Genomic DNA, 26933 nt, shown 5'->3' with positions numbered 1-26933 from the left:
CTATTTCTAAATTGGGATTGCTGTATTTTTATAAAAATGAGACTTTTACATTTGCAAATTGTAGCTCACGCCGCTTTCGTGCGTATACGTGAATTTGCTGTCGCAGTCATTGTTTCCGTAGTCGATAACGCCTTTTAGGAATCCGCCTTCGATTTTTAATTTTCCTTTTGAAATATATTGACAAGAATATTTTTTAACCAAAGATTCTTGTACTGTCAAGGTCAATGTTGCACCTTTTTCTGTTGTTACTGTGTGAGTTCCTTCAGTCATTTCGTAAACGTTGTCTTCAAGGACAAATGGAGTATCCACACCTGCAGTTTGTTTTACAGTATAGGTTCCAGAATTTGTGTACACTCTACCTAATAAATCGGTAAATTTTCCATTGGTAACTTTTCTGGTAAATTGTGGTACAGTAGGAACTGTTGTAGTATTTGTGTATTCAATTGTTCCTTCAAGCTTAATTCCGTTGATTGAATAATCGATTCTTTCAATTGTCAATTTGCTTCCTGTAGTAGTTACTGGTCCGGTAAGTGTAAGTTTTAGTTTTCCTTTTCTTGTAAGCTGATTGTCGATACAGCCAGTAGTTCCATAATCTACGGTGTACACTTTAGGATAAGTTGTGCCAGAAACCGTAATTGTTGCGCAAACGGCCGCTGCAGGTTTTGATGTTCCTGAACTGTTAGTTACAGATAATCCTGTGTTGACATCCATTTCGTTTGCAGCGTCGATAGAAATTGAAGCGCCAACAGCTGTAGTGTCTGTTTGATTAGCGATGTCGTCACCGCCAGAACATGAAATGTAAGTTAGTGCTGTTGCACAAACAGTTGTGACTAAAATGGCAATTTTTTTCATAGTAGTTTTGTTTAAGATTAGATTTTAAAGGTCTTCAAATGTAACAAAAAAAATGAATTACAATAAAAAAATCCTGTAAGCAGAACTTACAGGATTTTTGAGTTTTTTTTTAAAGATATAAATCTTATTTGATCATCTCGAAACTTCTTTTTACAAAAGCAGTCAAGGCTTCGCCTTTTAAAAGATTTTGTGATAATTTAGCTAGATCCAAAGCTTGTTTTACCAAGTGCTCTTGATGTGTTTTATCTTCAGTATTCAAAATGCTTGAAGCCAAATCAGAATTTGTATTTACAACCAAATTGTACATTTCTGGCATATTTCCCATTCCGAACATTCCGCCACCGCCAGTTTGGCTCATTTCTTTCATTCTTCGCATAAATTCTGGTTGCGTAATAATGAATGGAGCTGCTTGCGAATCCATAGCTTCTAGCTGAACGCTGTATGCTTTTGGAATATAAGCTTCTAAAGAAGTTTTTAAAGCTGCTTTTTCGTCATCAGATAATTTCGAAATTGCATTTTCTTCTTTTTTGATTAAGTTGTCGATGTGATCAGAATCAACACGAACAAAAGTCAAGCCGCTATTATCGTTTTCAATTTTTTGAATCAAATGCGAAATAATAGGAGAATCTAAAAGTAATACTTCATAACCTTTTTCTTTTGCTGCCTCAATGTATGAGTGTTGCGCATCTTTGTTTCCTGCATAAAGAACAACTAATTTGCCATCTTTATCAGTTTGGTTTTCTTTTAGTTTTTCTTTTAATTCTTCTAAAGTGAAATAAGTATCATCTACAGTTGGATATAAAACAAATGCTCCGGCTTTTTCGTAGAACTTCTCTTCAGAAAGCATTCCGTATTCTAAAACAATTTTAATATCGTTCCATTTTGCTTCAAAATCAGCACGGTTTTCGTTGAATAATGATTTTAATTTATCGGCAACTTTACGAGTAATGTAGTTTGAAATTTTCTTAACCGCTCCATCAGCTTGTAAACCAGAACGAGAAACGTTCAATGGAATGTCTGGAGAGTCAATTACACCTTTTAACATCGTCAAGAATTCAGGAACAATTCCTTCTACGTTATCTGTAACGTAAACTTGGTTTTGGTACAACTGAATTTTGTCTTTTTGGATTTGCATATCGGTACCCAATTTTGGGAAATACAAAATACCAGTCAAGTTGAACGGATAATCTACATTTAAATGAATGTTGAATAGTGGCTCTTCAAATTGCATTGGATACAATTCTCTGTAGAAGTTTTTGTAGTCTTCATCAGATAATTCAGATGGTTGTTTTGTCCAAGCCGGATTTGGATTGTTGATGATGTTGTCGATTTCAACAGTTTCATTCACGTAATCCTCTGGAGCATCTTCTGGTTTTGGAAGCGTTTCAGTTCTTGTTCCAAATTTAATCGGAATAGGCATGAACTTATTGTATTTGCTCAACAAGCCACTGATTTTAGAATCGTCTAAGAATTCTAAAGAATCTTCAGCAATATGAAGAATAATTTCTGTTCCGCGTGAAGTTTTGTCAGCAGGCTCTAAAGTAAATTCAGGGCTTCCGTCACATGTCCAGTGTGCTGCAGGCTCATCTTTGTATGATTTTGTAATGATCTCAACTTTTTCCGCAACCATAAATGCCGAATAGAAACCAAGACCAAAGTGCCCGATAATTCCAGAATCTTTAGCAGAATCCTTGTATTTGTCCAAAAATTCTTCAGCTCCCGAAAAAGCAACTTGGTTGATGTACTTTTCTACTTCGTCAGCCGTCATACCTAAACCTTGGTCGATAATATGGATTTTTTTGCCCTCTTTATCGATTTTGATCTCGATAATCGGATTTCCGTATTCAACTTTAGCTTCGCCAATGCTGATAAGGTGTTTTAATTTTAAAGTAGCGTCAGTTCCGTTTGAAACCAGCTCACGCAAAAAGATTTCGTGATCGCTGTATAAGAACTTTTTGATTAAGGGAAAGATGTTTTCTACTGAAACATTAATTTTACCTGTTGTCATATTTTTTTAATTTTTGAGTTTAATGTGATGATTTTCATTTATTCAAATAGAATACCAATTGTTTTTTGGGTGACAAAATGTCGGAAGTGTTAATTTTGAAAGAAAATAAATAGATTTTGGAAGAGAATTTATCTTAACGAATCGTATATTTGTGGTATAATAATTGTTAAACGTGTAAGTATTAACTTAAATAATGTACAAAATGAAGAAAATAATTTTCATTTGCATGATCGCCACGATGTTTTTTGCGTGTAAATCGGCTTCGTCTACAACTGCTTCAACTGAAGCACAATCGCCAACACTTTCAACTAAACTTGACAAATCGACTCAAGTAGCACTTAAGGGAAATTGGGTATTAACTAATGTATCTTATCCAGGTTCTGATTATATTAAAGTAAACTCATTTGACCTTGCCGATTCAAAATGTTTTGTAGGCAGTACTTGGAGCTTTATTTCTAATAACAACAAAGGAACAATGGCTTTGAATTCTCCAAGCTGTACAGCATTTAATTCGCCAATTGTTTGGAGTATCAATAATCAGGGTATGTTTATTCTTAAAATTCTAAATGCAGGTGAAAAAGCTAAGAAAGTAAGAGACGGTTATTTACTTAAAGTTGCCGGAGTGACTGATAATTCTTTTCAGCTAGTCGACAACATTAATGTTGGGGGACAGACTAAAGATGTGGTGTACCAATTTCAAAGAGCTAATTAATATTTTAAAGATATAGAAAATGAAAAAGATAACTGTTTTAGGTATAAGCTGTTTAATGGTTGTAGCTAGTTTTTTTACTAGCTGTGAATCTGTACAAAATGCAAACAACACACAAAAAGGAGCTGGAATTGGTGCAGTTGCAGGTGGTGTTATTGGTGGTATTTTAGGAAATAATTTGGGGCATGGAGGTAATGCTGCCTTAGGAGCTGCAATTGGAGCCGCTGTAGGGGGTGGAACTGGAGCTCTTATTGGAAATAAAATGGACAAACAAGCACGTGAAATAGACCAAGCGCTTCCAGGTGCAGATGTTGAAAGAGTTGGTGAAGGAATTCACTTGACTTTGAACGAAAATGCGGTTCGTTTTGATACAAATAAATCGACTTTGACAGCTACTGCAAAAGCAAATTTGGATAAATTAGTTCCTGTTTTTAATGAATACGGAGATACTAATATTGAAATTTTCGGATATACTGATAATACAGGAAAACCAGATTATAATTTGACTTTATCAGGACAAAGAGCAGCTTCTGTTCAAGCTTATTTAGTTTCAAAAGGATTAAAATCTAGCCGTTTCAAAACTTCAGGTTTAGGAATTGCTGATCCAATTGCAACAAATGATACGCCAGAAGGAAGAAGCCAAAATCGTCGTGTAGAGTTTGCTATTACTGCAAATGACAAAATGGTAAATGATGCTAAAGCTGAAGCTGGAAAATAGTTTCAAAAGACAATAAAAAATCTTAAAAGCTGTTTCAATAATTGAAGCAGCTTTTTTTTTGACTTTAGAAATTAAACATTGTAAATTTGAACTCTCAAATTCAACTCATGCTCGACATTCAAAATATTTCTTTTTCGTACACCGACAAACCCGTTATCAATAACGTTTCTTTTACTGTAAATAAAGGTGAAAATATTGCCATTATTGGCGAGAGTGGCTGTGGTAAAAGCACATTGCTTAAACTTATTTATGGTTTGTATGATTTAGATGAAGGCAAAATCTTTTATGATGAAAAACCAGTTTTGGGGCCAAAGTTCAATTTGATTCCCGGAATGCCGTATATGAAATATCTGGCTCAGGATTTTGATTTGTCTCCTTATGAAACGGTTGCAGAGAATGTTGGTAAATTCTTGTCGAATGGATTTGCTAATATGAAAAAATTACGTGTTCAGGAACTATTGGAAATGGTCGAAATGGAAAATTTTGCGAATGTAAAAACGAAGTTTTTAAGTGGAGGCCAGCAGCAAAGGGTTGCGCTCGTGAGAGTTTTAGCGCTTGAGCCAGAGGTAATTTTGCTGGATGAACCTTTCAGCCAAATTGATGCTTTTAGAAAAAATGCTTTACGCCGAAATTTGTTTCGATATCTAAAACAAAAAGGCATTACGTGTATCATTGCAACTCACGACAGTACAGATGCTTTATCATTTGCAGATGAGGCAATTGTAATGCGAAATGGCGAATTGATTACTAAAGGAGATCCAACAAAAATTTATGAAGATCCTCAAACTAAATATGTGGCTTCATTATTTGGTGAAGTGAACGAGGTTGCAACACATTTATTGTTGGATTATGAAGATGAAAGCCACAAAACATTAGTGTATCCGCATCAGTTTAAAATGGTTTCCGAATCAAAGCTTCCGGTAAAAATCAGAAGGACTTATTTTAGAGGAAATCATTATTTGATCGAAACCGTTTACAAAAGACAATTGATCTTTTTTGAAAGCGAAATTGATTTGCCTCTCGAACAGGAAATTTTTCTTGGCTTAAATTATTTGTAAATTAGAAAATGTGCCAATTAGATAATTAGGAAATTAGAAAATTCTGAAAAAAATAATAAACCCGACAGGTTTCAAAAACCTGTCGGGTTTAATTTTGGAATGTCTCGTCCTGAAAAAAGTTGACTATAATTAACTTAATTATGTCACTAACAAGAGAAGTATTTAAAAGAATTGTGCCTGATTGCACTTACAGTGAGGCATTCAAAAAACAGGTTGTAAAAGAATTTGAACTGGGATTATTTTGCAAGGCAGATCTTCGCCGTCGTTACCAAATCAGAAGTCATAGCTGTATCGACAGTTGGTTAAGAAAATATGGTAAATTTACATATCTGGAAAAACTAACACTGGGACGACCTATGAAAGATCCTCAATCTCAACGCATCAAAGAACTCGAAGCTCAATTAGCTAAGAAAGAGCAAGAATTATTGGTCTTTAAAAAGTTTATTGAAATAGCCGAACGCGAGCTAAAAATCGAGATTGTAAAAAAGTCTGGTTCCAAGCAGTCCAAGAAATAAATCGTATATACAGGGTTAGTCCTTGTGAAATATGTCGATTGTTTGGATACAGTAAACAAGCTTATTACAAACGAAAATCACATCTATTAAAGTCAATTCCCGACAAAGTACATCTCAAATCTTTGGTAATGTCGGTTCGTCAAAAGCTGCCAAAAACCGGTGGCAGAAAACTGCATTATATGCTGAAAGATGATTTAAAAAGACATCAAATAAAGATTGGCAGAGATAAATTGTTTGATTTTTTACGTGATGAATATTTATTAGTCCCTAAAGCTAGAAGATATTACAAGACAACAAATTCAAGACATTGGATGCGTAAATATCCAAATTTAATAAAAGAAATCAAGCTCAATGAGCCTGAGCAGGTTTGGGTTGCTGATATTACTTATCTAAGAACTAAAGAACAAACATATTACCTGCATTTGATAACAGATGCATACTCGAAGAAAATTGTAGGTTATAATTTATCGGATAATTTAATGGCTTCTTCTACATTAGAAGCTTTAAAGATGGCTGTCGGTAATAGGAAATACAGCAGAAATCTCATACATCATTCAGATAGAGGTCTTCAATATTGCAGCAAAGAGTACACGGAATATTTATCTCAAAGCAAGATTCTGATAAGTATGACACAAAACTATGATCCATATGAAAATGCAGTTGCAGAAAGAGTAAATGGTATTTTAAAAGAAGAATTTGGATTATCTGAAATCTTTGAAGATTTTGAAAATCTGAAAAAGCAAGCTCTAGAATCTATTTTATTTTATAATCAAATAAGAGTGCATTTATCAATAAATATGCTGACTCCAAATCAAGCACATTTACAAAATCAAATCAAACTCAAAAGATGGAAAAAAACAAATCGGAACAAAAATAATTCTGTTCCGATTTAATTAATTTTATATTACTAATCGAGTCAACCTTTTTCAGGACAACTCAGAATCAAATTATGAATTTAATTTTTCAAATACTTTTCTAGAAACTGATCTTGTTCCCAAAGCAAGTGTAAAATGTTTTCTTTAGCAACATAACTGTGTGCTTCTTTTGGTAAAATCACCATTCTAGCATTAGCTCCTAATCCTTTTAAAGCTTGGAAATAACGTTCTGTTTGTAAAGTAAAAGTTCCAGGATTATTATCGGCTTCACCGTGAACCAATAAAATTGGAGTTTTCATTTTGTCGGCATTCATAAAAGGCGACATTGTATTGTAAACTTCCGGAACTTCCCAATAATTTCTTTGTTCAGTTTGAAATCCAAAAGGAGTCAATGTTCTGTTGTAAGCGCCACTTCTGGCAATTCCGCAGGCAAAAAGATTAGAATGTGTCAATAAGTTAGCGGTCATAAAAGCGCCATAAGAGTGTCCGCCAACAGCTACTTTTTTGCGGTTAATATAGCCCAAAGCATCAACTGCATTAATTGCTGCTTCGGCATTGTCAACTAATTGCGAAATGAAATTGTCATTTGGCTCCGTTGTACCTTCTCCAATAATTGGGAAAGCGGCATCATCTAAAACAGCATATCCTTTTGTTACCCAATATACAAATGATCCATAATAAGGAACTGTAAATTCATTTGAATTTTGAGTCACTTGTCCAGCACTGTTTTTGTCTTTGTATTCTGCAGGATATGCCCAGATTAGTAATGGCAACTTCTCTTTTTTGACTTTGTCGTAACCAGCAGGCAAATATAAAGTTCCAGAAAGCTCAACGCCGTCTTTACGTTTGTATTTGATCACTTCTTTGCTTACGTCTTTAATACTTTCGAAAGGATTTTTAAATGCCGTAATTGGAGTCAGACTGTTTTGTTTTTTAATGTTTCTGAAATAATAATTCGGATATTCGCTTTTAGATTGAATCTGAACTAAAACTTTACCTGATTTAAAATCTTCTATTTCCAATAAGTCTTCTTTTTTGTCTTTGTATGAAGAAGTGTAAAGGCGTTTAGATTTTAATGTTTTCAAATTGAATTCATCTATAAAAGGAAACTGCCCCGCTTTTGTAAATCCGTCTCCGATACGGAAAGCATTGTCGTTTTCAATCGCTAAAACATATTTGTTGTATTCGTTTTTCTTTGTTTCAAAAGCACCTGGATCAGAATAGACATCTTGCGCATTTCTATCAGTAATTAATTTTGGTTGTTCGCTTGGATTTGAAGGATTGATCAAATACGTTTTTGTATTTCTGGTGTCATACCATTCGTCAGAGATCACAGCGACATTGTCATTTCCCCAAATAACATCACTAAAACGTTGTGGTGTTTTTGCTAATGAAGTTGGATTGTTTGTGAATGGCGCTTCCCATAGGAAAATTTCATCTCTAAATTCAACTTTGTTTGCAGGATCTCCTTCGTCTAATGCTGTAACATAGGATAACGTAGCAGGTTTGTCGTTTCGCCAAGCCATTTCGCGTTTTCCTTTTCGAACAGCCATAAAACCTTTAGGCATTATTTCGCTTAACGGAACTTCATTTACTGTTTTGATTTCTTTTCCTCTTGCATCATAAACAATGGTTTTAGATGGAAATCTGTAAAGCGGAACTACATATGAAAATGGTTTTTGAATTGTTGTCAGCATGATGTAGTTTCCATCTGGTGAAATTCGCTCTCCAGAATACATTGCAGCATCTTTAAACAAAACAGCATCTCCTTTTAGGTTTACTTTATACAATTCAGAAGTTACTATATTTTCGAAATTAACTTCGTCGTTTTTGTTTTTCAACATATCAGGATACGTTCTGTTTTGAGATTTTTCTCCAGAAGTATTTGAAATAATTGGTCCAGTTGGCAAATCTTTTTTAGCGTCTAATAATGCCGGTCTGTTTTTAGGAAGCATTTTAACCAAAATGGTTTCATTGTCTAAAAACCAGTTAAACGGATTTCCAAGATTGGCATTTACAGTAGCATCAGTAAGTTTTGTAGCGCTGGCAGTTGCAACATCTAGAACCCAAAGTTCAACTCCTGTTGCTGTAGTGTGGGAAAACAATATTTTTTTGTCATTTGGTGACCAAAGAATGTTGCTGATTTTAGGATTTGCCGGCAAGCCTGTTACTTGTACTTCGGCAGTGCTATTTATTTTGCGAACTTTTAAGTTGTTTAAATAGGTTGCTGTACTTGAAATGTTAGTAATTGGGTTTATTCTCAAGCCTCCCAAACGAAGTTCTTCTTGATTTAAGTCGTCTAATGTTTTATAAGTGCTTCTGTACATTAATAGCATATACTCTTTTTTAGTATCCATTGATACAGTAGGAGCACGCTCATAATCGGCTAAATCTAAAATAGATTTTGATGGTTTTTGGTACGTTAAGTTTTCTTGGGCAAAAGCAACAAAACCTATGTTCAGAAATAAGAGTAGTGTAACCTTTAATTTCATAATTTGAATTTTAGGGGTTTAAAAAATGGTATTCGTAATGTTTGACTAAAGTACTTTAATCTTGTTACATTTTAAAGCATATTTTCAATAGTTTTCATCATTTTTGATGAAACACTGATTTTTCTTAAAAGAAAAAGTTTTATAGAACTTTAGAATTAAAGTATATTAAATTGCCAATAACGAAAAAAATAGTAATTTGGATGCTTATGTTTTAAACTATACGTAAATTTGCATTCCAATTTTTAACAAACAATAAGAATATGTATCATTCAAAAATAGCAGGCTTAGGATATTATGTTCCTTCAAATGTTGTAACCAACGATGATTTGTCTAAGATTATGGATACTAACGACGAATGGATTCAGGAAAGAACTGGAATTCAGGAGCGCAGACATATCATTCGTGGAGAAGACACTACAACTTCAATGGGAGTAAAAGCAGCTAAAATTGCAATAGAACGTTCTGGCGTAGCCAAAGAAGATATTGATTTTGTAGTTTTTGCTACATTAAGTCCAGATTACTATTTTCCAGGACCTGGAGTTTTGGTTCAGAGAGATTTGGGATTGAGAACGGTTGGAGCTTTAGATGTTAGAAACCAATGTTCAGGTTTTGTTTATGCAATTTCTGTTGCTGATCAATATATTAAAACCGGAATGTATAAAAATATTTTGGTTATTGGTTCTGAAGTTCACTCTACAGGATTAGACATGACAACACGCGGGCGTGGTGTTTCGGTGATTTTTGGAGATGGTGCAGGAGCAGCGGTTTTAAGCCGTGAAGAAGATTTGACTAAAGGAATTTTGTCAACACACTTGCATTCAGAAGGACAACATGCTGAAGAATTGGCATTGCAAGCACCAGGAATGGGCGCGCGTTGGGTAACCGATATTATTGCAGATAATGACCCAAATGACGAAAGTTATTATCCTTATATGAATGGACAATTTGTGTTTAAAAACGCAGTTGTTCGTTTTGCCGAAGTAATCAACGAAGGCTTGGAGGCAAACGGTTTGCAAGTTTCAGATATTGATATGCTGATTCCGCATCAGGCGAATTTGAGAATTTCGCAATTCATTCAAAATAAATTCAAATTGTCTGACGATCAAGCTCACAATAATATTCAGAAATACGGTAATACAACTGCCGCTTCTATTCCAATCGCTTTGACAGAAGCTTGGGAACAAGGAAAAATAAAATCGGGCGACACTGTCGTTTTAGCTGCTTTTGGAAGTGGATTCACTTGGGCGAGTGCTATTATTAAATGGTAAAATAATCATCTTACATTATATTTTTTGAAACCTGCTTCATTTTTGGAGCAGGTTTTTTTATATCTCGTTGATAAGTTAGGTTGTATTGTCAGGCTGAGCGGAGTCGAAGCCCACGTGCCAATAGGAGCGCCCTTCGACTCCGCTCAGGGAGATAAAGGTAGGGCATATTGTTTTGTGGTTTGTCAGGCTGAGCGGAGTCGAAGCCCTCGTCCCAATTACCCACTTTTATTATTTATTTGAATTAATTTTCTTACTTTTATTTTTTTGAAAATAGAAATTATGAAAATATATTATGTATACATTTTGAAATGTTCTGATGGAAGTTATTATACAGGAATGACGAATGATATAAATAGAAGATTAAATGAACATAATTATGGTTTAAACAAAGAAAGCTATACATTTAATAAAAGGCCTTTAGAGTTGGTATTTTGCACAGAGTTCAATGATGTAACGCAAGCCATCGCATTTGAAAAGCAAGTAAAAGGCTGGAGCAGAAAAAAGAAAGAGGCAATAATAATTGATAAATGGGAAGATTTGAAAAAACTTTCTCAATGTTTGAATAAAACAACTCATGAAAATTTTAATAAAAAGGATGTTTAGTAGTAAATTAGCAGTCGATTTTGCTCAGTAGAATATAAGCGACTTGTCAGGCTGAGCGGAGTCGAAGCCCACGTTCCAATAGGAGCGCCCTTCGACTCCGCTCAGGGTGACAAAGATTGAACATAATTGTTTTGAAGTTTGTAAGGCTGAGCGAAATGGAGCCCTTTAATAAAATCAAAATGAAAAAAAATCAACTAGAAATAGCGTGTTTCAATTATGAATCAGCATTGATTGCTCAGGAAAGCGGTGCGGACAGAATTGAACTCTGTGAAAACATGAAACTTGGAGGTACAACGCCCAATTCGATTTTAGTAGTGAAAGTCCGCGAAAGCGTAAAAATAAAAATGCATGTCATTATAAGGCCTCGTGGCGGTGATTTTGTTTATTCTGATGAAGAACTTACAGAAATGAAACAAGATATCAAGCAGTATAAAAAACTAGGAGTTGATGGTTTTGTTTTCGGAATTTTGAAACCAAACGGAAAAGTCAATAAAAAGCAAAATAAAGAATTGGTTCATTTAGCGCATCCGTTATCATGCACTTTCCATCGTGCTTTTGATGTTGTAGATTCTATTGAAAAAGGACTTGAAGATGTAATTGGATGTGGTTTTCAAACTATTTTGACTTCAGGAACAGGAAAAAATGTTGAAGAAGGAATTTTTGATTTAGAACATATTCAAAAATTAGCCAAAGACCGAATCGAAATCATGCCGGGAGGAGGTTTACGATCTTCAAATATTAAGTTATTGCAGGATAAATTAAGTCCAACGTTTTATCATTCATCTGCAATCACAGATAATTCTGAAATTGCAAATCCGGAAGAAATTAAAGAATTGAAGAATTTTTTATAACCTAAAAATAAAAAAGCCTGGAGTTGGCATGCTCCAGGCTTTTCTTTTCTACAAGAACTATTAAAATCTACTAATCAAAGTGGGATTAAAACATTCCGCCACCACCTTTATTAGTGTTATCTTCTCTTTGTTTACGTTGTAAGTTTTTGATTTTTCCACCTCCAAAGTTGTAAGTCAAACCTAAATAAACTGTTCTGCTTTCCCAAGAAAACTGACCTGTTTGTGGATAAGGATAAATTCCATCAAAAGCATATTTCATTGTTTTGAAAACATCATTAAAACGTACGCTGATATTCATTTTGTTGTCTAATAATGTATAACGTGAACCAATGTCCATTTTATACATTTCGTGTCTGTTTTGCTGCACATCTTCAACTGGTCCTCTGTAAAAACCAAATAACAAAAAGCTTAAACGTTTTGTCGGTTTAAAGTTAGAGTTCATACGCGCGTTGAATGCTGTAGTTGTTACACTACGCTCAAGAGGTGCACTTGTGTTTGTTGTAGGATCAAATTCAAATACAACACCTTGCTGTTTGATGCTTGAGAAATCAATAGATGGTTGGATATCCCACCATTTTGTAAGCTTGTAATTCAACGAAACATCAAAACCATAAGCGCTGTTGTGGTCGTAGTTTGTATAACTCAAAATTTGTTTGTATCCAGATGGATCATTTGGATCTGGACTTAAAGTTCGGCTAATTTGATCGTTGATGCTTCTTACAAAAACACCAGCTGTCACGCTTCCTTTATCAAGAGTTTTAGTATAATTTACTTCAACAGAATTTGTAAACTGAGGTCTTAATTCAGGATTTCCGTATGAAGTTACTAACGGAGTCGAGAACTCACGAATAGGTTTTGTCTGCTCAATACTCGGACGGTCAACACGACGGCTGTAGCTAAATTGAAGAACATTTTTCTCATTCAAATTATACGTCAAATAAGCTGATGGATACAAGGTAATATAATCATCATTGAATTTGTCCTGACCGTGATTTAAATTAGCTTGAACTTTATAGCTTTCAAAACGAGTCCCTAATTGGTAACTGAACTTTTTGAATTTTTGGCCAAAAGTCACATAAGCTGAATAAATATCAGTGTCATAAGTATAGTTTGAAACTCTTTCATCAACAGGAACTAGTGGATTACCAGTGTTGTAATCGTTGTTTGTTCTTGTAAGTCTAGCTTCGGCACCAGCTTCAAGCGTAGTTTTGTCGTTCAACGGATTTACATAATCAACGTTTATTGTGCTCAATTTTCTTTGATCGCCAATTTGGTCGCTATAAATTACACTATTTGAAGTGTTATTAGGTCTTGTTGTTGTTGTATTAAAACTTGCATTTTGATCTGCTTTAGTATCGCTATAGTTCCCTTCAAAATCTAAAGTATGTCCTTCTTTTTTGAAAATATGTTTGTATGCTAAATTATAAGTTCCCGTTTTTGTTGGTCCTTTGTAATGTGAATCTTGGTAAATATTAAAAATGTTTGGATCAGCGTTATTGTAATCAATATCTGTAATTACATTTCCGTTTCCAGTAGATTTGTTTTGATTCGTGTAGAATGACAAAGTGTTTTTGTCATCGATCAAATAATCCATTCCTAATTTGTACAGGTAATTGTCGTTTTCGTTAGAAATTTTCAAATTTTGCTCTACATCTTGATCTAATCTTTGGATTCTTCCTTTATTGTAATACGTACCAAAGTTTTGACCTCCGTTTCCAAAAAAGTTTACTTTTCCAGTTTTGTAGTTCAAATCTAGCGACTGATTGTATTTTGCAGTTTCTCCAAAAGTTATACCTCCACTGTAGCTTCCGTTGAAACCAGTGTTGGCACTTTTATGCAATACAATGTTGATGATTCCAGACATTCCTTCTGGATTGTATTTAGCACTTGGATTTGTAATCAACTCAATTTTTTTGATAGAAGTTGATGGAATTTGTTTCAATAATTGAGCTGGATCAATGTTCGATGGACGTCCGTCGATTAACACACGTACATTATCATTGCCGCGAAGCGAAAGTTTTCCGTCTTGGTCAACATTAACAGAAGGAATATTGCTCATAATATCAGAAGCAGATGCTCCAGCTGTTGTCAAATCTTTACCAACAGTGATTACTTTACGGTCAATTTTTTGTTCAATAGTCGAGCGTTCAGCAACAATATTTACACCTTTCAATTGCGTTGCTTCTTCTTCAAGAGAAACATTTACAGTTGCTGTTTTTCTGTTTTCGCTTAAAATTAAGGAACCAACATATTTTTTGAAACCAATATATTGAATTTCGATAGTATAGCTTTTTAAAGCTAAATTTTTGATCGTAAAATCTCCATTATCATCTGTATTAACGCCAGAAACTACTTTTCCGTTGTCTTTGATAGAAACCGTTGCATACGAAATAGGAGCGCTATTCGATTTCTCGATAATTTTTCCGGTGACCGTCCCGGAATTCTGGGCCTGAGCTGTTGCGACTAAACTGAATAATGCGAACAGAAAAATTTTTAATTTCATAATAAATAATTGATTATTTGATTTGATTGATGATGATTGTTTTTTTGTTTTTGTTAATTTTTTTTTGCTTTAAATGATTTCAAAGTCACTATTAAGACTCTTTTATGTTAGATATGTTACAAAAAAAAGTGAAATATTTTTTGATTTAAATAGTGATCTATTGTTTTGTAGGAGATTAGCGTTTTGATTTTTTGATAATTTTAACATTCTAGAACATTTGATTTTTAAGAAATTCTAAACGTTTTGTTCGATTTTATATGTTTTTCATTTTCTGTAATTGATGAATAAGCTGTATCTTTGCTCACTTTAAAATAAGTTTCATGTCATTATCACAAATTCTTACACCTTCTATACAAAAAGCAATACAGGCATTATTTGATGTTTCAGTTGATAAAATCGAATTTCAAACTACTAGAAAAGAGTTTGAAGGCGATATTACAATGGTGATTTTTCCATTGCTGAAAGTCATCAAAAGCAATCCGGCCGAATTAGGAAATAAAATAGGAAACTACCTTGTTGAAAATGTTTCTGAAGTAGCGCGCTTTAATGTAGTGTCGGGTTTTTTGAATATTGTAATTTCAGATAGTTATTATGTGAATTTCTTTAACGGAATTAAAGACCAAAAACAGTTTGGATATGTAGCGCCAAATCCAGCCGAAAAAGCGGTTATGGTAGAATATTCTTCTCCAAACACAAACAAACCTTTGCACTTAGGACACGTTCGTAACAATTTGTTGGGATATTCAGTTGCTGAAATTTTAAAAGCTTCAGGTAAAAAAGTGTACAAAACTCAAATCATCAACGATCGTGGAATCCATATTTGCAAATCGATGTTGGCATGGGAAAAATTCGGAAACGGAGAAACTCCTGAAACTTCAGGTTTAAAAGGTGATAAATTAGTTGGTAAATATTATGTGGAGTTTGATAAAGCCTACAAAACTGAAATCAATCAATTAATAGAAACAGGAAAAACCGAAGAAGAAGCAAAAAAACAAGCTCCTATTATTATTGAGGCGCAAGATATGCTTAAAAAGTGGGAAGCTGGAGATGAAAAAGTGATTGCACTTTGGAAAAAAATGAACGAATGGGTTTATGAAGGTTTCGCAACAACTTATACAAATCTTGGAGTTAATTTTGATAAATATTACTACGAAAGCAATACCTATTTATTAGGAAAAGATGTTGTTCAGGTAGGTTTAGATAAAGGTGTTTTTGAAAAAGATCCCGACGGTTCAGTTTGGATTGATTTGACAGATGAAGGACTTGATCGTAAAATTGTTTTGCGTTCTGACGGAACTGCAGTTTACATGACGCAGGATATTGGAACTGCCATTCAGCGTGTAAAAGATATGCCAGATGTTGGAGGAATGGTTTACACTGTAGGAAACGAGCAAGATTATCACTTCAAAGTTTTATTCTTGATCCTAAAAAAATTAGGTTTTGACTGGGCTTCTAGCCTATATCATTTATCGTACGGAATGGTTGATTTGCCATCTGGAAAAATGAAAAGCCGTGAAGGAACTGTTGTAGATGCCGATGATTTGATGCAGGATATGACTGATACTGCAAAACAAATCTCGGAAGATTTAGGAAAATTAGATAGTTATTCTGCCGATGAAAAAGCCAAATTATACAAAACGATTGGTCTTGGTGCTTTGAAATATTACATTTTAAAAGTTGATCCTAAAAAACGTATTTTATTCAATCCAGAAGAATCTGTTGATTTTGCTGGAAATACAGGGCCATTTATTCAATATACGTATGCGAGAATCCAATCTATAATCCGTAAAGCCGATTTTGATTTTTCTAATAAGATTGAAATTGAAGAACTTCACGAAAAAGAAAAAGAATTGGTAAAACAAATCGAGCTTTTTCCAGAAGTGATTCAGAATGCGGCTCAAAATCATAGCCCAGCATTAATTGCGAATTATACTTATGATTTGGTGAAAGAATACAATTCATTTTACCAGTCAGTACATATTTTAGGAGAAGTTGATTTCACTAAAAAGATTTTTAGAGTACAGCTTTCACAAAAAGTTGCCGAAGTTATTAAATCTGCTTTCCAATTATTAGGAATTGAAGTTCCGGAGCGAATGTAGTTTTATACATATTACATAAAATCAGAAAAGCCAATAGTTCAAAACTATTGGCTTTTTTTATTGTTTTTTTGACTTATAAAGGTTTTTTGTAGTTTAATTCCGATATAAATTTGTCTCAGTTAAAATATTAAAATCGGCAACAAAAAACTCTCTTAGTCATTTTTATCTATTTTGAATTAGTACGCTTTTAGTATAAAGTATTAAGAGAATTAAACCGTCTAGGCATGATTTAGGCGGTTTTTTTTTTGGAAAATCGTTCGTAATATTTGCTTTTTTCTTTGATAAAAAAATATTTTCTAACTTTTTTTCTTGTTTTAAAAGGCTTTTTTATTCTTACATTTTTTTGTTTTTCTAAAAAAAATGTAGCCATTAAAAACAAATCTTAAGACACACTATTTTATATAATTATAATATTATACCTACAATTTACTGTGTTAATTAACTTAAAATTCTTGTTAAAATTGTTTAAAATTTTTAAGTTGCATGCCAATTCAAATAAAAATTTAACAGATGAGACAAAAATTTACAAGAGTGATTGTACTGTTTTTTATTCTTATGATGCAATTGTCATTTGCTCAGGAAAAGAATATTAGAGGAACAATTACAGATAATGCAGGAATCCCTTTGCCGGGAGTAAGCATTTTAGTCAAAGGGACAAAATTAGGAACGCAGACTGATTTTGACGGAAAGTATGTAATTAAAGCTGCGCCAAATCAAATTTTGGTCTTTACTTACATCGGAATGAAAACACAAGAAATCGCAGCGAGTTCTCCGGTCATTAATGTAAAAATGATTGATGCTTCTGTCGAACTTGAAGGTGTAGTCGTAACTACAGCAATGGGAATTAAGAGAGAGAAAAAATCCTTAGGGTATGCAACACAACAAATCTCGGGGACAGATTTAGATGGAGGTGCAGGAAATGCAAATGTCTCTAATCTTTTATCAGGAAAAGCGGCTGGAGTTGAAGTTTCCAGAAATACAAATTTTGGAGGATCTACCAATGTTGTGATACGTGGAAATAAATCTCTTACTGGAAACAATCAAGCGCTTTGGGTAATTGATGGTGTGCCAATAGACAACACAAATAATAATACTCCTACTCAAACAAGTGGCCGTGGTGGTTATGATTATGGAAACAGTGTCTCTGATATAAATCAAGAAGACATTGAGAGTATTAATATTCTTAAAGGCGCGGCTGCAACAGCCTTATATGGTTCGAGAGCGGCAAATGGAGTTGTAATGGTTACAACAAAAAAAGGAAGAAAAGAAGATAAAAATGTAGGTTTCACTTTTTCGAGCAATTTTACAGTTGGTACAGTTGATAAATCTACGTTTCCTACGTATCAGGATAAATACGGTTCGGGATATGGAATTGGAAGTTCGTTTTTGGATCCTGACAGCAAAATTCCTACTGTAGACACCTCTAATGATGCTTCTTATGGTGATGCATTTACCGGGCAACCAGTATATCAATGGGATGCTTTTACTCCTTATTCAAAAAATTATAATACGGCCACACCTTGGCAAGCTACTAAAAATGGCCCAATTACTTTTTTCAAAACTGCGAAAACAACTACAAATAGTTTGTCTATTGAAAAAGCCACAGAAAAATCAAGCCTTTCATTGTCTTATGTGAATACACTTCAATCGGGTATTTTACCAAATAGTGAACTGAAAAAAAATCAGTTAAGTGCTAGATTCAGTCAAAATATTACAGATAAACTTACGGCAAATGCGTATGCCGCTGTGACTTTGCAAAATACTATTGGTAGAAACTCAACCGGATACAATGATAATATCGTTGGTAATTTTAGACAGTGGTGGCAAACTAATGTTGATTTAAAAGAATTGCAAAATGTTTACAATGCGTCAGGCGGTAAAAATATTACTTGGAATTGGGCTGATCCTACTTCACCCGAAGGATTAGTACCAGCGTATTGGGATAATCCATATTTTACCCGTTACCAAAATTATTCTTCAGACAGCAGAACACGCTTGTTTAGTTATGCATCTCTTAATTACAAAATAACAGATTGGTTAAGTGCTTTAGGACGAGTGTCATTAGATACTTATAAAGAACTTCAAGAAGAAAGAAGAGCGGTAGGTTCTATCGCTTCTGGATTTGGATTGTCTCCCGTTGATGAAAATTCTGGTTATCAAAGAAATGATAATAATTTTCAAGAAGTTAACTATGATTTCATGTTGAACTTCAATAAAAAATTTGGAGAAGATATTAGTTTGACGGGAATCTTGGGCGCGAATATAAGAAGAGATGACAAGGAAAGTGTGCTTTCATCAACAATCGGAGGATTAGTAACTCCAGGAATATATGCATTGTCAAATTCTAGATACGCTTTGCCTTTTCCATTAGAAGAGAAATTCACAAAACAAGTAAACGGAATTTATGCTCAAGCGTCTTTAGGATTTAAAGATACTTATTTTTTAGATGCTTCTATTAGACGAGATGAATCTTCGACACTTCCAAAAGGCGATAACTCATACATATATCCTGCTGTTTCGGGATCTATTTTGTTTTCTAATTTAATGAAAAAAGAGTGGTTGAATTTAGGGAAATTTAGAATGAATTATGCAGAGGTAGGAAATGATGCAGATGCTTTGCGACTTATCAATACTTATGTTAGAAGTTCAAATTTTGATAATCAATCCATGTACACTTTGCCAAACACCAACAAGAATCCAAATTTAAAACCAGAAAGAACCAAATCTTTTGAGGTAGGATTGGAAACAAGTATGTTTGACAGGCGTTTAGGATTTGATGTCACTTATTATAAAACAAATTCTGTAGATCAAATTGTTTCTGCTGCAGTTTCTTCTGTTTCCGGTTATACAAATGCAATAGTAAACGGAGGTAATATCGAAAATAAAGGGCTTGAGGTTCAAATCACAGGAACTCCTGTTAAAACAAAAGATTTTAGCTGGGACGTAACATTAAACTGGTCAAATAATAGAAGCAAAGTAGTTTCATTGCCAGGCGGTATTGAAAATTTGCAGTTAGCTAGTTTTCAAGGAGGTGTTACAACTAATGCAACTCTTAATGAAGCGTATGGAAGTATAAAAGGAACTGATTATGTTTACACCAATGGGCAACCAACGGTAGATCAAGCAACGGGTAAATATATGATTACCACAACATCTGACAATACAATTGGAAATGTTACTCCAGATTGGATCGGCGGATTAAGAAATCGTCTTACCTATAAAAATCTTTCGTTTAGTTTTTTAATTGATACACAACAAGGAGGAGATATTTTTTCTTTAGATATGTATTATGGTTTGGCTACAGGATTGTACAAAGAAACTGCTGTGGGCGATATTCGTGAAAAGGGAGTTGTAAAAGCGGGAGTTGCGCCAGATGGCACTCCAAATAAAGTGATTTCGAAAGATCCAGGAACTTATTCTAATAATTATGGATATTTAGCAGAGCCTGCGAAGGCATTTGTGTACGATGCTTCTTATGTAAAATTAAGAGAAGTTTCAATTTCGTATCATTTCCCTAAAAGAATGTTTGAAGGAACATTCGTTAATTCAGCAACTTTTAGTTTGTTGGGGTCTAATTTATGGATAATAAGCAAACATTTACCTTATGCTGATCCTGAGAGTGGATTGTCTTCTGGAAATAGTTCTAGAGGTTATTCTATTGGTTCATTGCCTACAACTGGAGATATAGGCTTCAATTTAACATTTAAATTTTAATACAATATCATGAAAAAAATAGTTTATTTTTTAAGTGTTTTGGCACTTACAAGTTCATGTAGTGACTTAACGGACTTAAATGTGGATGAAAAAAATCCTTCTGAAGTTCCAGCATCTTCGCTTTTTACCAGTGCACAAAAAGGTATTGCGGAGCAAGTTGTAAATACTAGTGTTAATAAAAATATATTTAGACTTGTAAATCAGCAATGGACAGAAACCACATATATTGATGAATCAGTTTATCAATGGACCACGAGAAATATTTCAGGGAATCACTGGAATGCTTATTTTGCAGGTACAACAACTAATGATGGGGCTATATACGATTTAGTAATGGCAAAATCATTCCTAGAAAAAGAAGAGATCTTGGCTTCTGATCCTGAATTTGAAACAAAGACTGCTACCAAGAAAAATCAGCTTGCGTTGATTGATATTCTAACCGTTTATACATATCAGATTTTAGTTGATACATTTGGTGATATTCCTTATTCAGAAGCTTTGAAAGGTTCTGGGAATTATCTTCCAAAATATGACAAAGCGGTAGATATCTATAAAGATTTGATTGTTCGACTTGATAATAATATTAAAAATATTCAGGTTGGATATCCTGCTTTTGGAAGTGCTGACGTTGTTTACAGAGATAATATGGTTTCTTGGATCAAATTTGCAAATAGTGTTAAATTGAAGCTAGGAGTAAATCTTAAAGCCTCTGGTTTAGAAAGTGCTATTGCTGATGCAGCAATACTTTCTGCTTCAAAAAATGTCTTTACATCTAATGCCGACAATGCAAAAATATCTTATGAATCGAATGTGCCGAATACAAATCCGCTTTATGTTGATTTAGTTTTTGGGGGAAGACACGATTTTGTGCCTGCGAAACCATTTGTAGATGCAATAGTTGCTAAAAATGATCCTAGAACTAAAGCATATTTTGCTCAAAATTTGCAGGATGAAAATGGAAATCCGTTACCATATAAAGGAGGGGTAATAGGAGTCAAAAATAGTTTTGGAAAGTTTACACATATAAGCGATAAAATTCAAGAACCAAATTTCCCTGGAACTTACTTGGATTATGCTGAGGTTGAATTTTTACTTGCTGAAGCAGCTGAAAGAGGGATTGCGATTGCCGGAAGTGCAGCGTCACATTATAGCAATGCGATTAAAGCATCTATGGAAGATTGGGGTGTCTCTGAGATAGAAGCCAACAACTATTTATCGCAACCATCAGTAGCTTATGCTACCGCAACAGGAACTTGGCAACAAAAAATTGGTGAGCAGGCATGGTATGCCATGTATAATAGAGGATTTGAAGGCTGGACTTTTGCAAGAAGATTAAATTTTCCTGCACTTTTACCTCCACCGAATGCTGATGCAGCAGCAAACGGGCAAATTCCATCAAGAATGACGTATCCAATTAGAGAACAGACTTTGAATGCAACTAATTATAATGCTGCAGCAAATGCCATTGGTGGTGATAAATTATACACAAAGTTGTTTTGGGATAAAGATTAATTTAAAAAAATATTTTTAATTGTTTTTTGAAAATCTCTATTAGAGAATCTAAGACCGCCTGAATTAATTTTCGGGCGGTTCCTGTTTTAATATCTGTCATTTCTGATCGAGTGAACTTCTTCTTGCATTTTTCATAAAAATTCATGTATTTATGTAAATTCTTGTTTGTTAAGCTTGGTCTTTTTAAAATACAGGCTAAAATTCTTACTAATTAACATAAAAAAACTCATTTTGTATTTTAAAATTGTAGTCAAAAGATTACTTTTTAATGTTAAAAAAGCTGTTAATTCTTGTTAAAATTGTTTTAAATTTTTAAGTTGCACCCAAATAACTCAAAAAAACAAAATAATGAAACAAAAAATTACAAGAATTGTATTGTTGTTTTTTCTAGCAGGAGTGCAATTGCTTTTTGCGCAACAAAAAAAAATTACAGGAACGGTCTTAGACAATACAGGAATGCCTTTGCCGGGTGTTAGTGTTTTGGTCAAAGGAACAAAATCAGGAACTCAAACTGATTTTGATGGAAAATATACTATTAGTGCAGCTTCCAATCAGGTATTAGTATTTAGTTACCTTGGAATGAAGACTCAAGAAATAACAGCAAGTTCTTCAGTTGTTAATGTGAAAATGTTGGATGCTGAAGCACAACAAATGAATGAGGTTGTGGTAGTTGGTTATGGTGTTCAGAAAAGAAAAGAAGTTACAGGTTCAATTTCAAAAATTTCTGGAAAAGATATCTCTAATTTGATTACTCCTTCTTTTGAGGGCGTTTTAGCTGGTAGAGCTACAGGAGTTCAGGTTGTTACTAATACAGGACTTATCGGAGCAGCTCCAAAAATTAGGATTAGAGGTGTAGCTTCTATATCTGGAGTTACTGACCCGCTTATTGTTGTTGATGGTATTCCAATTTTTTCAGGAGATATCGGAGGTGTTTCCAATACAAACGGTTTAGCTGATATTAATCCGGAAGATATTGAATCATTCGATGTGTTGAAAGATGGAGCTGCAACAGCTATCTACGGGTCGAGAGCGGCTAATGGAGTTATCTTGATTACTACTAAAACTGGTAAGAAAGGAGCTTTGAAAGTTAATTATTCAAGTGTTTTGGGTATCGCTAGCGCTGCTAAAAAGTATGATGTATTACATACAGCTGATTTTTTAACGATTTCTAATGAGAAAAGAACAAATGCTGGACAAACGCCATGGGCTGCTGGTAATACATTTGATACAGATTGGCAAAGTGCAGTGTTAAGAAATGCTCCTCAAATAACACACAATCTTAATTTTAGTGGAGGTTCTGACAAAACTAAATATTATTTATCATTAGGGGTTACTGATTTAGATGGTATTAATCTATCAAATAGCATGAAAAAATATTCAGTTCGTGCTAATATTGATCAGGAAATCAACAAATGGCTAAGTGTGGGTACAAATTTAAATGTAAACAGAACGGAGTATAATGGAGTAAATAGTAATGCAAATGGCCTTTCAGGTAACTTCTTTAATACAATCAGACAATTGCCAAATACACCAATTTATAATTCAGCTAGTCCTACGGGTTATAATATTAATGGAGCAGTTGTGGGACAATGGGATAACTTGGCTCCTGTTGGGGATAACATTACCAATATCATTTATATTCTCGATCATAATAAGTATCAATCAACGACAACGAGAATTATTGCTAGTGCGTTTGCAAATGCAAAAATCACTTCTGATTTGAGTTATAAATTACAAGTGAGTGGTGATAATGCTTCAACAGATGGTTTTCAATACTGGAATCCGGTTCATGGTGACGGACGTGGATATAATGGGTATGTATATCAGGACAATACAAATAAGTTAATGTGGAACTGGCAAAATATTTTGAACTACAAACATACTTTTGCCGAAGATCATAACATTGGTATTACAGCTGTTGCAGAATATCAAAAATCGAGAACTAAAGTATTATGGGGTTCAGCACAAGATATTTTAAGTGACTTTTTTGATAAAAACTTAGTGAGCAATACATTTAATACAAAAGATACCGGAGGAAGTGTTACGGAAAAAGGAATTATATCTTACTTAGGCCGTTTTACATATAATTACAAAGAGAAGTATTTCATTCAAGGATCTCTTAGACGCGACGGAATTTCTCAATTTGAATCAGATGTTAGATACCATAACTTTCCAGGAGTTTCAGCTGGTTGGACAGTTTCCAAAGAAAATTTCATGCAAGGAATCAATAATGTAATTTCTGATTTTAAATTAAGAGCTTCTTATTCTGAAGTTGGTAATGTTGAGATTTTAAATGGTACCTCTTATCCTTCAAAAGGACTTACTATTGGTTCTCCTTACGGGGCGTCAACAGGTATTGGATACTATCAATTTGGTAATAGCTTGTTGCAATGGGAAACTAGTGATAAAATTGATTTAGGTGTTGATTTCGGTTTCTTAAATAATCGTTTGACTCTAGCATTTGATTATTATAAAAATAATATTGATGGAATAGTTTTAGCAGCTCCAGTTGCGCCATCTTTAGGTATTCCTAATAATACTATAAATCAGAATGTTGGAAAAATGTACAATGAAGGATATGAATTTGCGGTTAATTTTAAGGCAATTAATAATGCTAATTTTTCATGGGATCTTTCTTCAAATTTAACACTTACTAAAAATGTAGTTACAGGTTTGTATGGTGGACAGCCTATTATAGGAGGTTCTTCAACAGATACAAATATTAATCCTAATATTATTATCGCTGAGGGCGAATCAATTAACTCTTTATACGGTTTTAGATATTGGGGTGTTAACAAAGCAAATGGTAACCCAGTTTATTATAAAGCTGATGGAAGTTTAGTGCAGGGTAATATTAGTAATTCAATCTATTATGTATTTGATCCAGCTAATCCTGGAGCAGCTTTAACCAAAGAAACAATATCTTCTTTAGGTAGTGCCAATAAAACAATTTTAGGAAATACTTTGCCAAAATACTATGGATCATTGTCTTCTAACATGAAATATAAAAATCTTGATTTAGGTTTCATGTTTAGATTTAGCGGAGGAAATAAAATTTTCAACTCTACCAGAAGAGAGTTAATGAACCAGAATTTAAATAACAATACAACAGAAATTTTAGGAAGATGGCAAAGCGTCGATAATCCTGGTGATGGATGGACGCCAAGACTGTGGGCTAGTTCAAATACATTTACTAACCTTTCAGGAAGTGCTAGTACACGTTTTGTTGAAAAAGGCGATTTTATCTCGCTTGACAATATCAGTTTAGGTTACACACTGCCTAAAATGTTATTGGACAAAATAGGAGTAGATAACTTTAGATTTTTTGTTCAGGGACAAAATGTTTGGTTGATTACTAAGTACAAAGGTCTAAATCCTGAAATGGAAACATCTGGAGTAGATATTAATGGTACACCTCGTTCTAAAGTGATATCAGTTGGATTAAATGTAAGTTTATAATCAAAGACACATGAAAAATATAATAAAAATAATGCTACTTTTTGTAGCAGCAATGGGAATGAACTCCTGTACAGAAGAAAAAATATTGGATTTAAAGCCGATAAATAATATACTTGACCCTGACGCTTTTACAACACCTACCTTAATTGAATCGTACATGAACGGTGTATATAACGCGGCAGCAATTGGACAATACAATGCTGCACCAACTAGTCCAAATAGTGGTAGAGGCTACGTTTGGGGAGCTGCTTTTGTAGAACAAGGTGAAGCTAGAGGAGAAGACATAGTAAATATGGCTACTTTTTATGAGTTGACCTATAAGGCAACTTATGATCCTACGACAGCTAATAATGTTTACTACTGGGTTGACGGTTATAGACTAATCAACAGATGTAATCTTATGATAGAAGGTGTGACTGGAGCAGTTGCTAAAGGTGTAATTACAAAAGCTACTGGAGACAATTATATTGGGCAGGCTAAATTTTTAAGAGCAATTACTCATTTAGAGTTGCTTACATATTTTGCAAGACCCTATAATTTTACAGCTGGCGCTACGCATCCTGGAATTCCTTACAGAGAAGTTGGCGTTAACACAAATGAAGAAATTGCATCCGAAATTGCAAAACCAAGAAATACGGTCGCTGATTGTTATGAAAAAATCTTAACAGATTTAAATGCTGCAGAAGCAACACTTCCTGCAACGAAAACTTTAAATAAAGCTTCTAAGTGGGCCGCAATTGCTTTTAAAACTAGACTTTATCTTCAAAAAAGAGATTGGGAAAATGTAATTGCCGAAGGAAATAAATTAAAAGGAATTTATACCTTAACCGCTGATCCTTATGGTCCTTTTGGAACAACTTCGCTTAGTAATACGGAGTCCATTTTTTCTATCACACATTCTTCAACAATCAATCCTGGTGTAAATGCATCATTGCCAAGTGTCTTAAAAAACAGGGCTTTGGTTTGTATTAGTCCAATTCTTTGGAGAGATCCACAATGGTTAGCTGATGACAAGAGAAGAGAAGAGGGTAAATTCATTTATACAGCTTTAGGAATTAAATACACTAATAAATATCCAGAAGTTACTAAACAGGATGATCCTGCTCCGGTTATTAGATATGCTGAAGTGGTATTGAATATGGCTGAAGCCGAGGCTCGTTTGTCTAACTTGCCTGGTGCTTTAACTTTATTGAATTCTGTAAGAGATAGAGCTTTGGCAAATAAAGCTGCGCAATCTTATACAGCAACTTCTTTTACTACTGACGCTGACATGGTTGCAGCAATTCTAAAAGAAAGAAGAATTGAGTTTTTACAAGAAGGACGTAGATGGACTGATATTCACAGATTGCAAGGTGATCCTATAGCAGCTGTTGCTACAGACGGAATTCCTGCAAAATACGCTAGTGGCGCTCCCCCAGCAAAAGAAGCTTTCATATTAGGGAATGATTTTGTTGTTAAAAAAGAAGTCGCTGCTATTCCAGGTTCTGATTATCGATTTTTGTGGCCAATACCACAAATGGAAATAAATACTAATCCAGGAATAGATCAAAACGCTGGTTGGGCAAAGTAAAATCTGAAAGCTTGATTGTTTATGAAAAAGAAGCCGTCTCATTATAGAGACGGCCTTTTTGTTATTGTGACTTTAAAAAAGGGCCAGAAGTCTATTGTGACTTTCGGCCCTTCTTTACATTACTTGA

General features: G+C 34.0%; 16 protein-coding genes. 12 read left to right on the top strand and 4 right to left on the bottom strand.

Features of this window, described 5'->3' with window-relative positions:
• Positions 1–45: 45 nt before the first annotated feature.
• Positions 46–852: a hypothetical protein gene (locus SCB73_RS03510; protein ID WP_320568771.1), complete on the bottom strand. Its 807-nt coding sequence runs from the start codon at positions 850–852 to the stop codon at positions 46–48.
• Positions 853–976: 124 nt separating this feature from the next.
• Positions 977–2860: a molecular chaperone HtpG gene (htpG, locus tag SCB73_RS03505; RefSeq protein WP_320568770.1), complete on the bottom strand. Its 1884-nt coding sequence runs from the start codon at positions 2858–2860 to the stop codon at positions 977–979.
• Positions 2861–3062: 202 nt separating this feature from the next.
• On the opposite strand from htpG, the gene SCB73_RS03500 reads away from it, so the two are divergent.
• From SCB73_RS03500 to SCB73_RS03485, 4 genes are all read left to right on the top strand, one after another.
• Positions 3063–3572 (top strand): lipocalin family protein, encoded by a 510-nt coding sequence (locus tag SCB73_RS03500; protein WP_320568769.1) that lies wholly within the window; start codon positions 3063–3065, stop codon positions 3570–3572.
• Between the two features lie 19 nt (positions 3573–3591).
• Positions 3592–4287, top strand: a complete 696-nt coding sequence (locus SCB73_RS03495; protein ID WP_320568768.1) for a YiaD family glycine zipper/OmpA-like lipoprotein — start codon at positions 3592–3594, stop codon at positions 4285–4287.
• 107 nt (positions 4288–4394) lie between these two features.
• Positions 4395–5345, top strand: a complete 951-nt coding sequence (locus SCB73_RS03490; RefSeq protein WP_320568767.1) for an ABC transporter ATP-binding protein — start codon at positions 4395–4397, stop codon at positions 5343–5345.
• 140 nt (positions 5346–5485) lie between these two features.
• Positions 5486–6753 (top strand): IS3 family transposase gene (locus tag SCB73_RS03485; RefSeq protein WP_320566433.1). Its coding sequence is split into 2 segments (ribosomal slippage): positions 5486–5825 and positions 5825–6753, totalling 1269 coding nucleotides; the frame shifts between segments, so codons are not numbered across the junction.
• A gap of 62 nt (positions 6754–6815) precedes the next feature.
• On the opposite strand, the gene SCB73_RS03480 is transcribed toward SCB73_RS03485, so the two are convergent.
• Entirely contained in the window at positions 6816–9227 is a 2412-nt protein-coding gene (locus SCB73_RS03480; RefSeq protein WP_320568766.1) for a S9 family peptidase, read from the bottom strand.
• A 260-nt stretch (positions 9228–9487) separates the two neighbouring features.
• Between SCB73_RS03480 and SCB73_RS03475 the strand changes: the two genes are divergently transcribed.
• From SCB73_RS03475 to SCB73_RS03465, 3 genes are all read left to right on the top strand, one after another.
• On the top strand, positions 9488–10495 hold the full coding sequence (locus SCB73_RS03475) for a 3-oxoacyl-ACP synthase III family protein (protein ID WP_320568765.1): 1008 nt from the start codon (positions 9488–9490) through the stop codon (positions 10493–10495).
• A 279-nt stretch (positions 10496–10774) separates the two neighbouring features.
• A complete protein-coding gene (locus SCB73_RS03470) occupies positions 10775–11098 on the top strand; it encodes a GIY-YIG nuclease family protein (RefSeq protein ID WP_320568764.1) in 324 nt (107 codons plus the stop codon).
• A 179-nt stretch (positions 11099–11277) separates the two neighbouring features.
• Positions 11278–11949 carry a copper homeostasis protein CutC gene (locus SCB73_RS03465; RefSeq protein ID WP_320568763.1) on the top strand — a complete coding sequence of 224 codons (672 nt, stop codon included), beginning with the start codon at positions 11278–11280 and terminating at the stop codon, positions 11947–11949.
• An 85-nt stretch (positions 11950–12034) separates the two neighbouring features.
• Here SCB73_RS03465 and SCB73_RS03460 read toward each other — a convergent pair whose 3' ends face one another.
• Positions 12035–14452, bottom strand: coding sequence for a TonB-dependent receptor (locus tag SCB73_RS03460; RefSeq protein WP_320568762.1), 2418 nt, complete (start codon positions 14450–14452; stop codon positions 12035–12037).
• 320 nt (positions 14453–14772) lie between these two features.
• On the opposite strand from SCB73_RS03460, the gene argS reads away from it, so the two are divergent.
• The 5 genes from argS to SCB73_RS03435 all read left to right on the top strand — a co-directional run bounded on the left by argS (position 14773) and on the right by SCB73_RS03435 (position 26806).
• On the top strand, positions 14773–16551 hold the full coding sequence (gene argS / locus SCB73_RS03455) for an arginine--tRNA ligase (protein ID WP_320568761.1): 1779 nt from the start codon (positions 14773–14775) through the stop codon (positions 16549–16551).
• A gap of 510 nt (positions 16552–17061) precedes the next feature.
• On the top strand, positions 17062–20265 hold the full coding sequence (locus SCB73_RS03450; protein ID WP_320568760.1) for a SusC/RagA family TonB-linked outer membrane protein: 3204 nt from the start codon (positions 17062–17064) through the stop codon (positions 20263–20265).
• Positions 20266–20274: 9 nt separating this feature from the next.
• Positions 20275–21777 (top strand): SusD/RagB family nutrient-binding outer membrane lipoprotein, encoded by a 1503-nt coding sequence (locus tag SCB73_RS03445; protein WP_320568759.1) that lies wholly within the window; start codon positions 20275–20277, stop codon positions 21775–21777.
• Between the two features lie 348 nt (positions 21778–22125).
• Positions 22126–25236, top strand: a complete 3111-nt coding sequence (locus SCB73_RS03440; RefSeq protein WP_320568758.1) for a SusC/RagA family TonB-linked outer membrane protein — start codon at positions 22126–22128, stop codon at positions 25234–25236.
• Positions 25237–25246: 10 nt separating this feature from the next.
• Complete coding sequence (locus SCB73_RS03435) at positions 25247–26806, top strand: RagB/SusD family nutrient uptake outer membrane protein (protein WP_320568757.1); 1560 nt, start codon at positions 25247–25249, stop codon at positions 26804–26806.
• Positions 26807–26933 lie beyond the last annotated feature (127 nt).

The organism is Flavobacterium sp. KACC 22761, assembly GCF_034058155.1.
Classification (GTDB): Bacteria; Bacteroidota; Bacteroidia; order Flavobacteriales; family Flavobacteriaceae; genus Flavobacterium.
The sequence above is the reverse complement of the archived record's forward strand: the minus strand, read 5'-3'. Positions and strand labels throughout refer to the sequence as shown.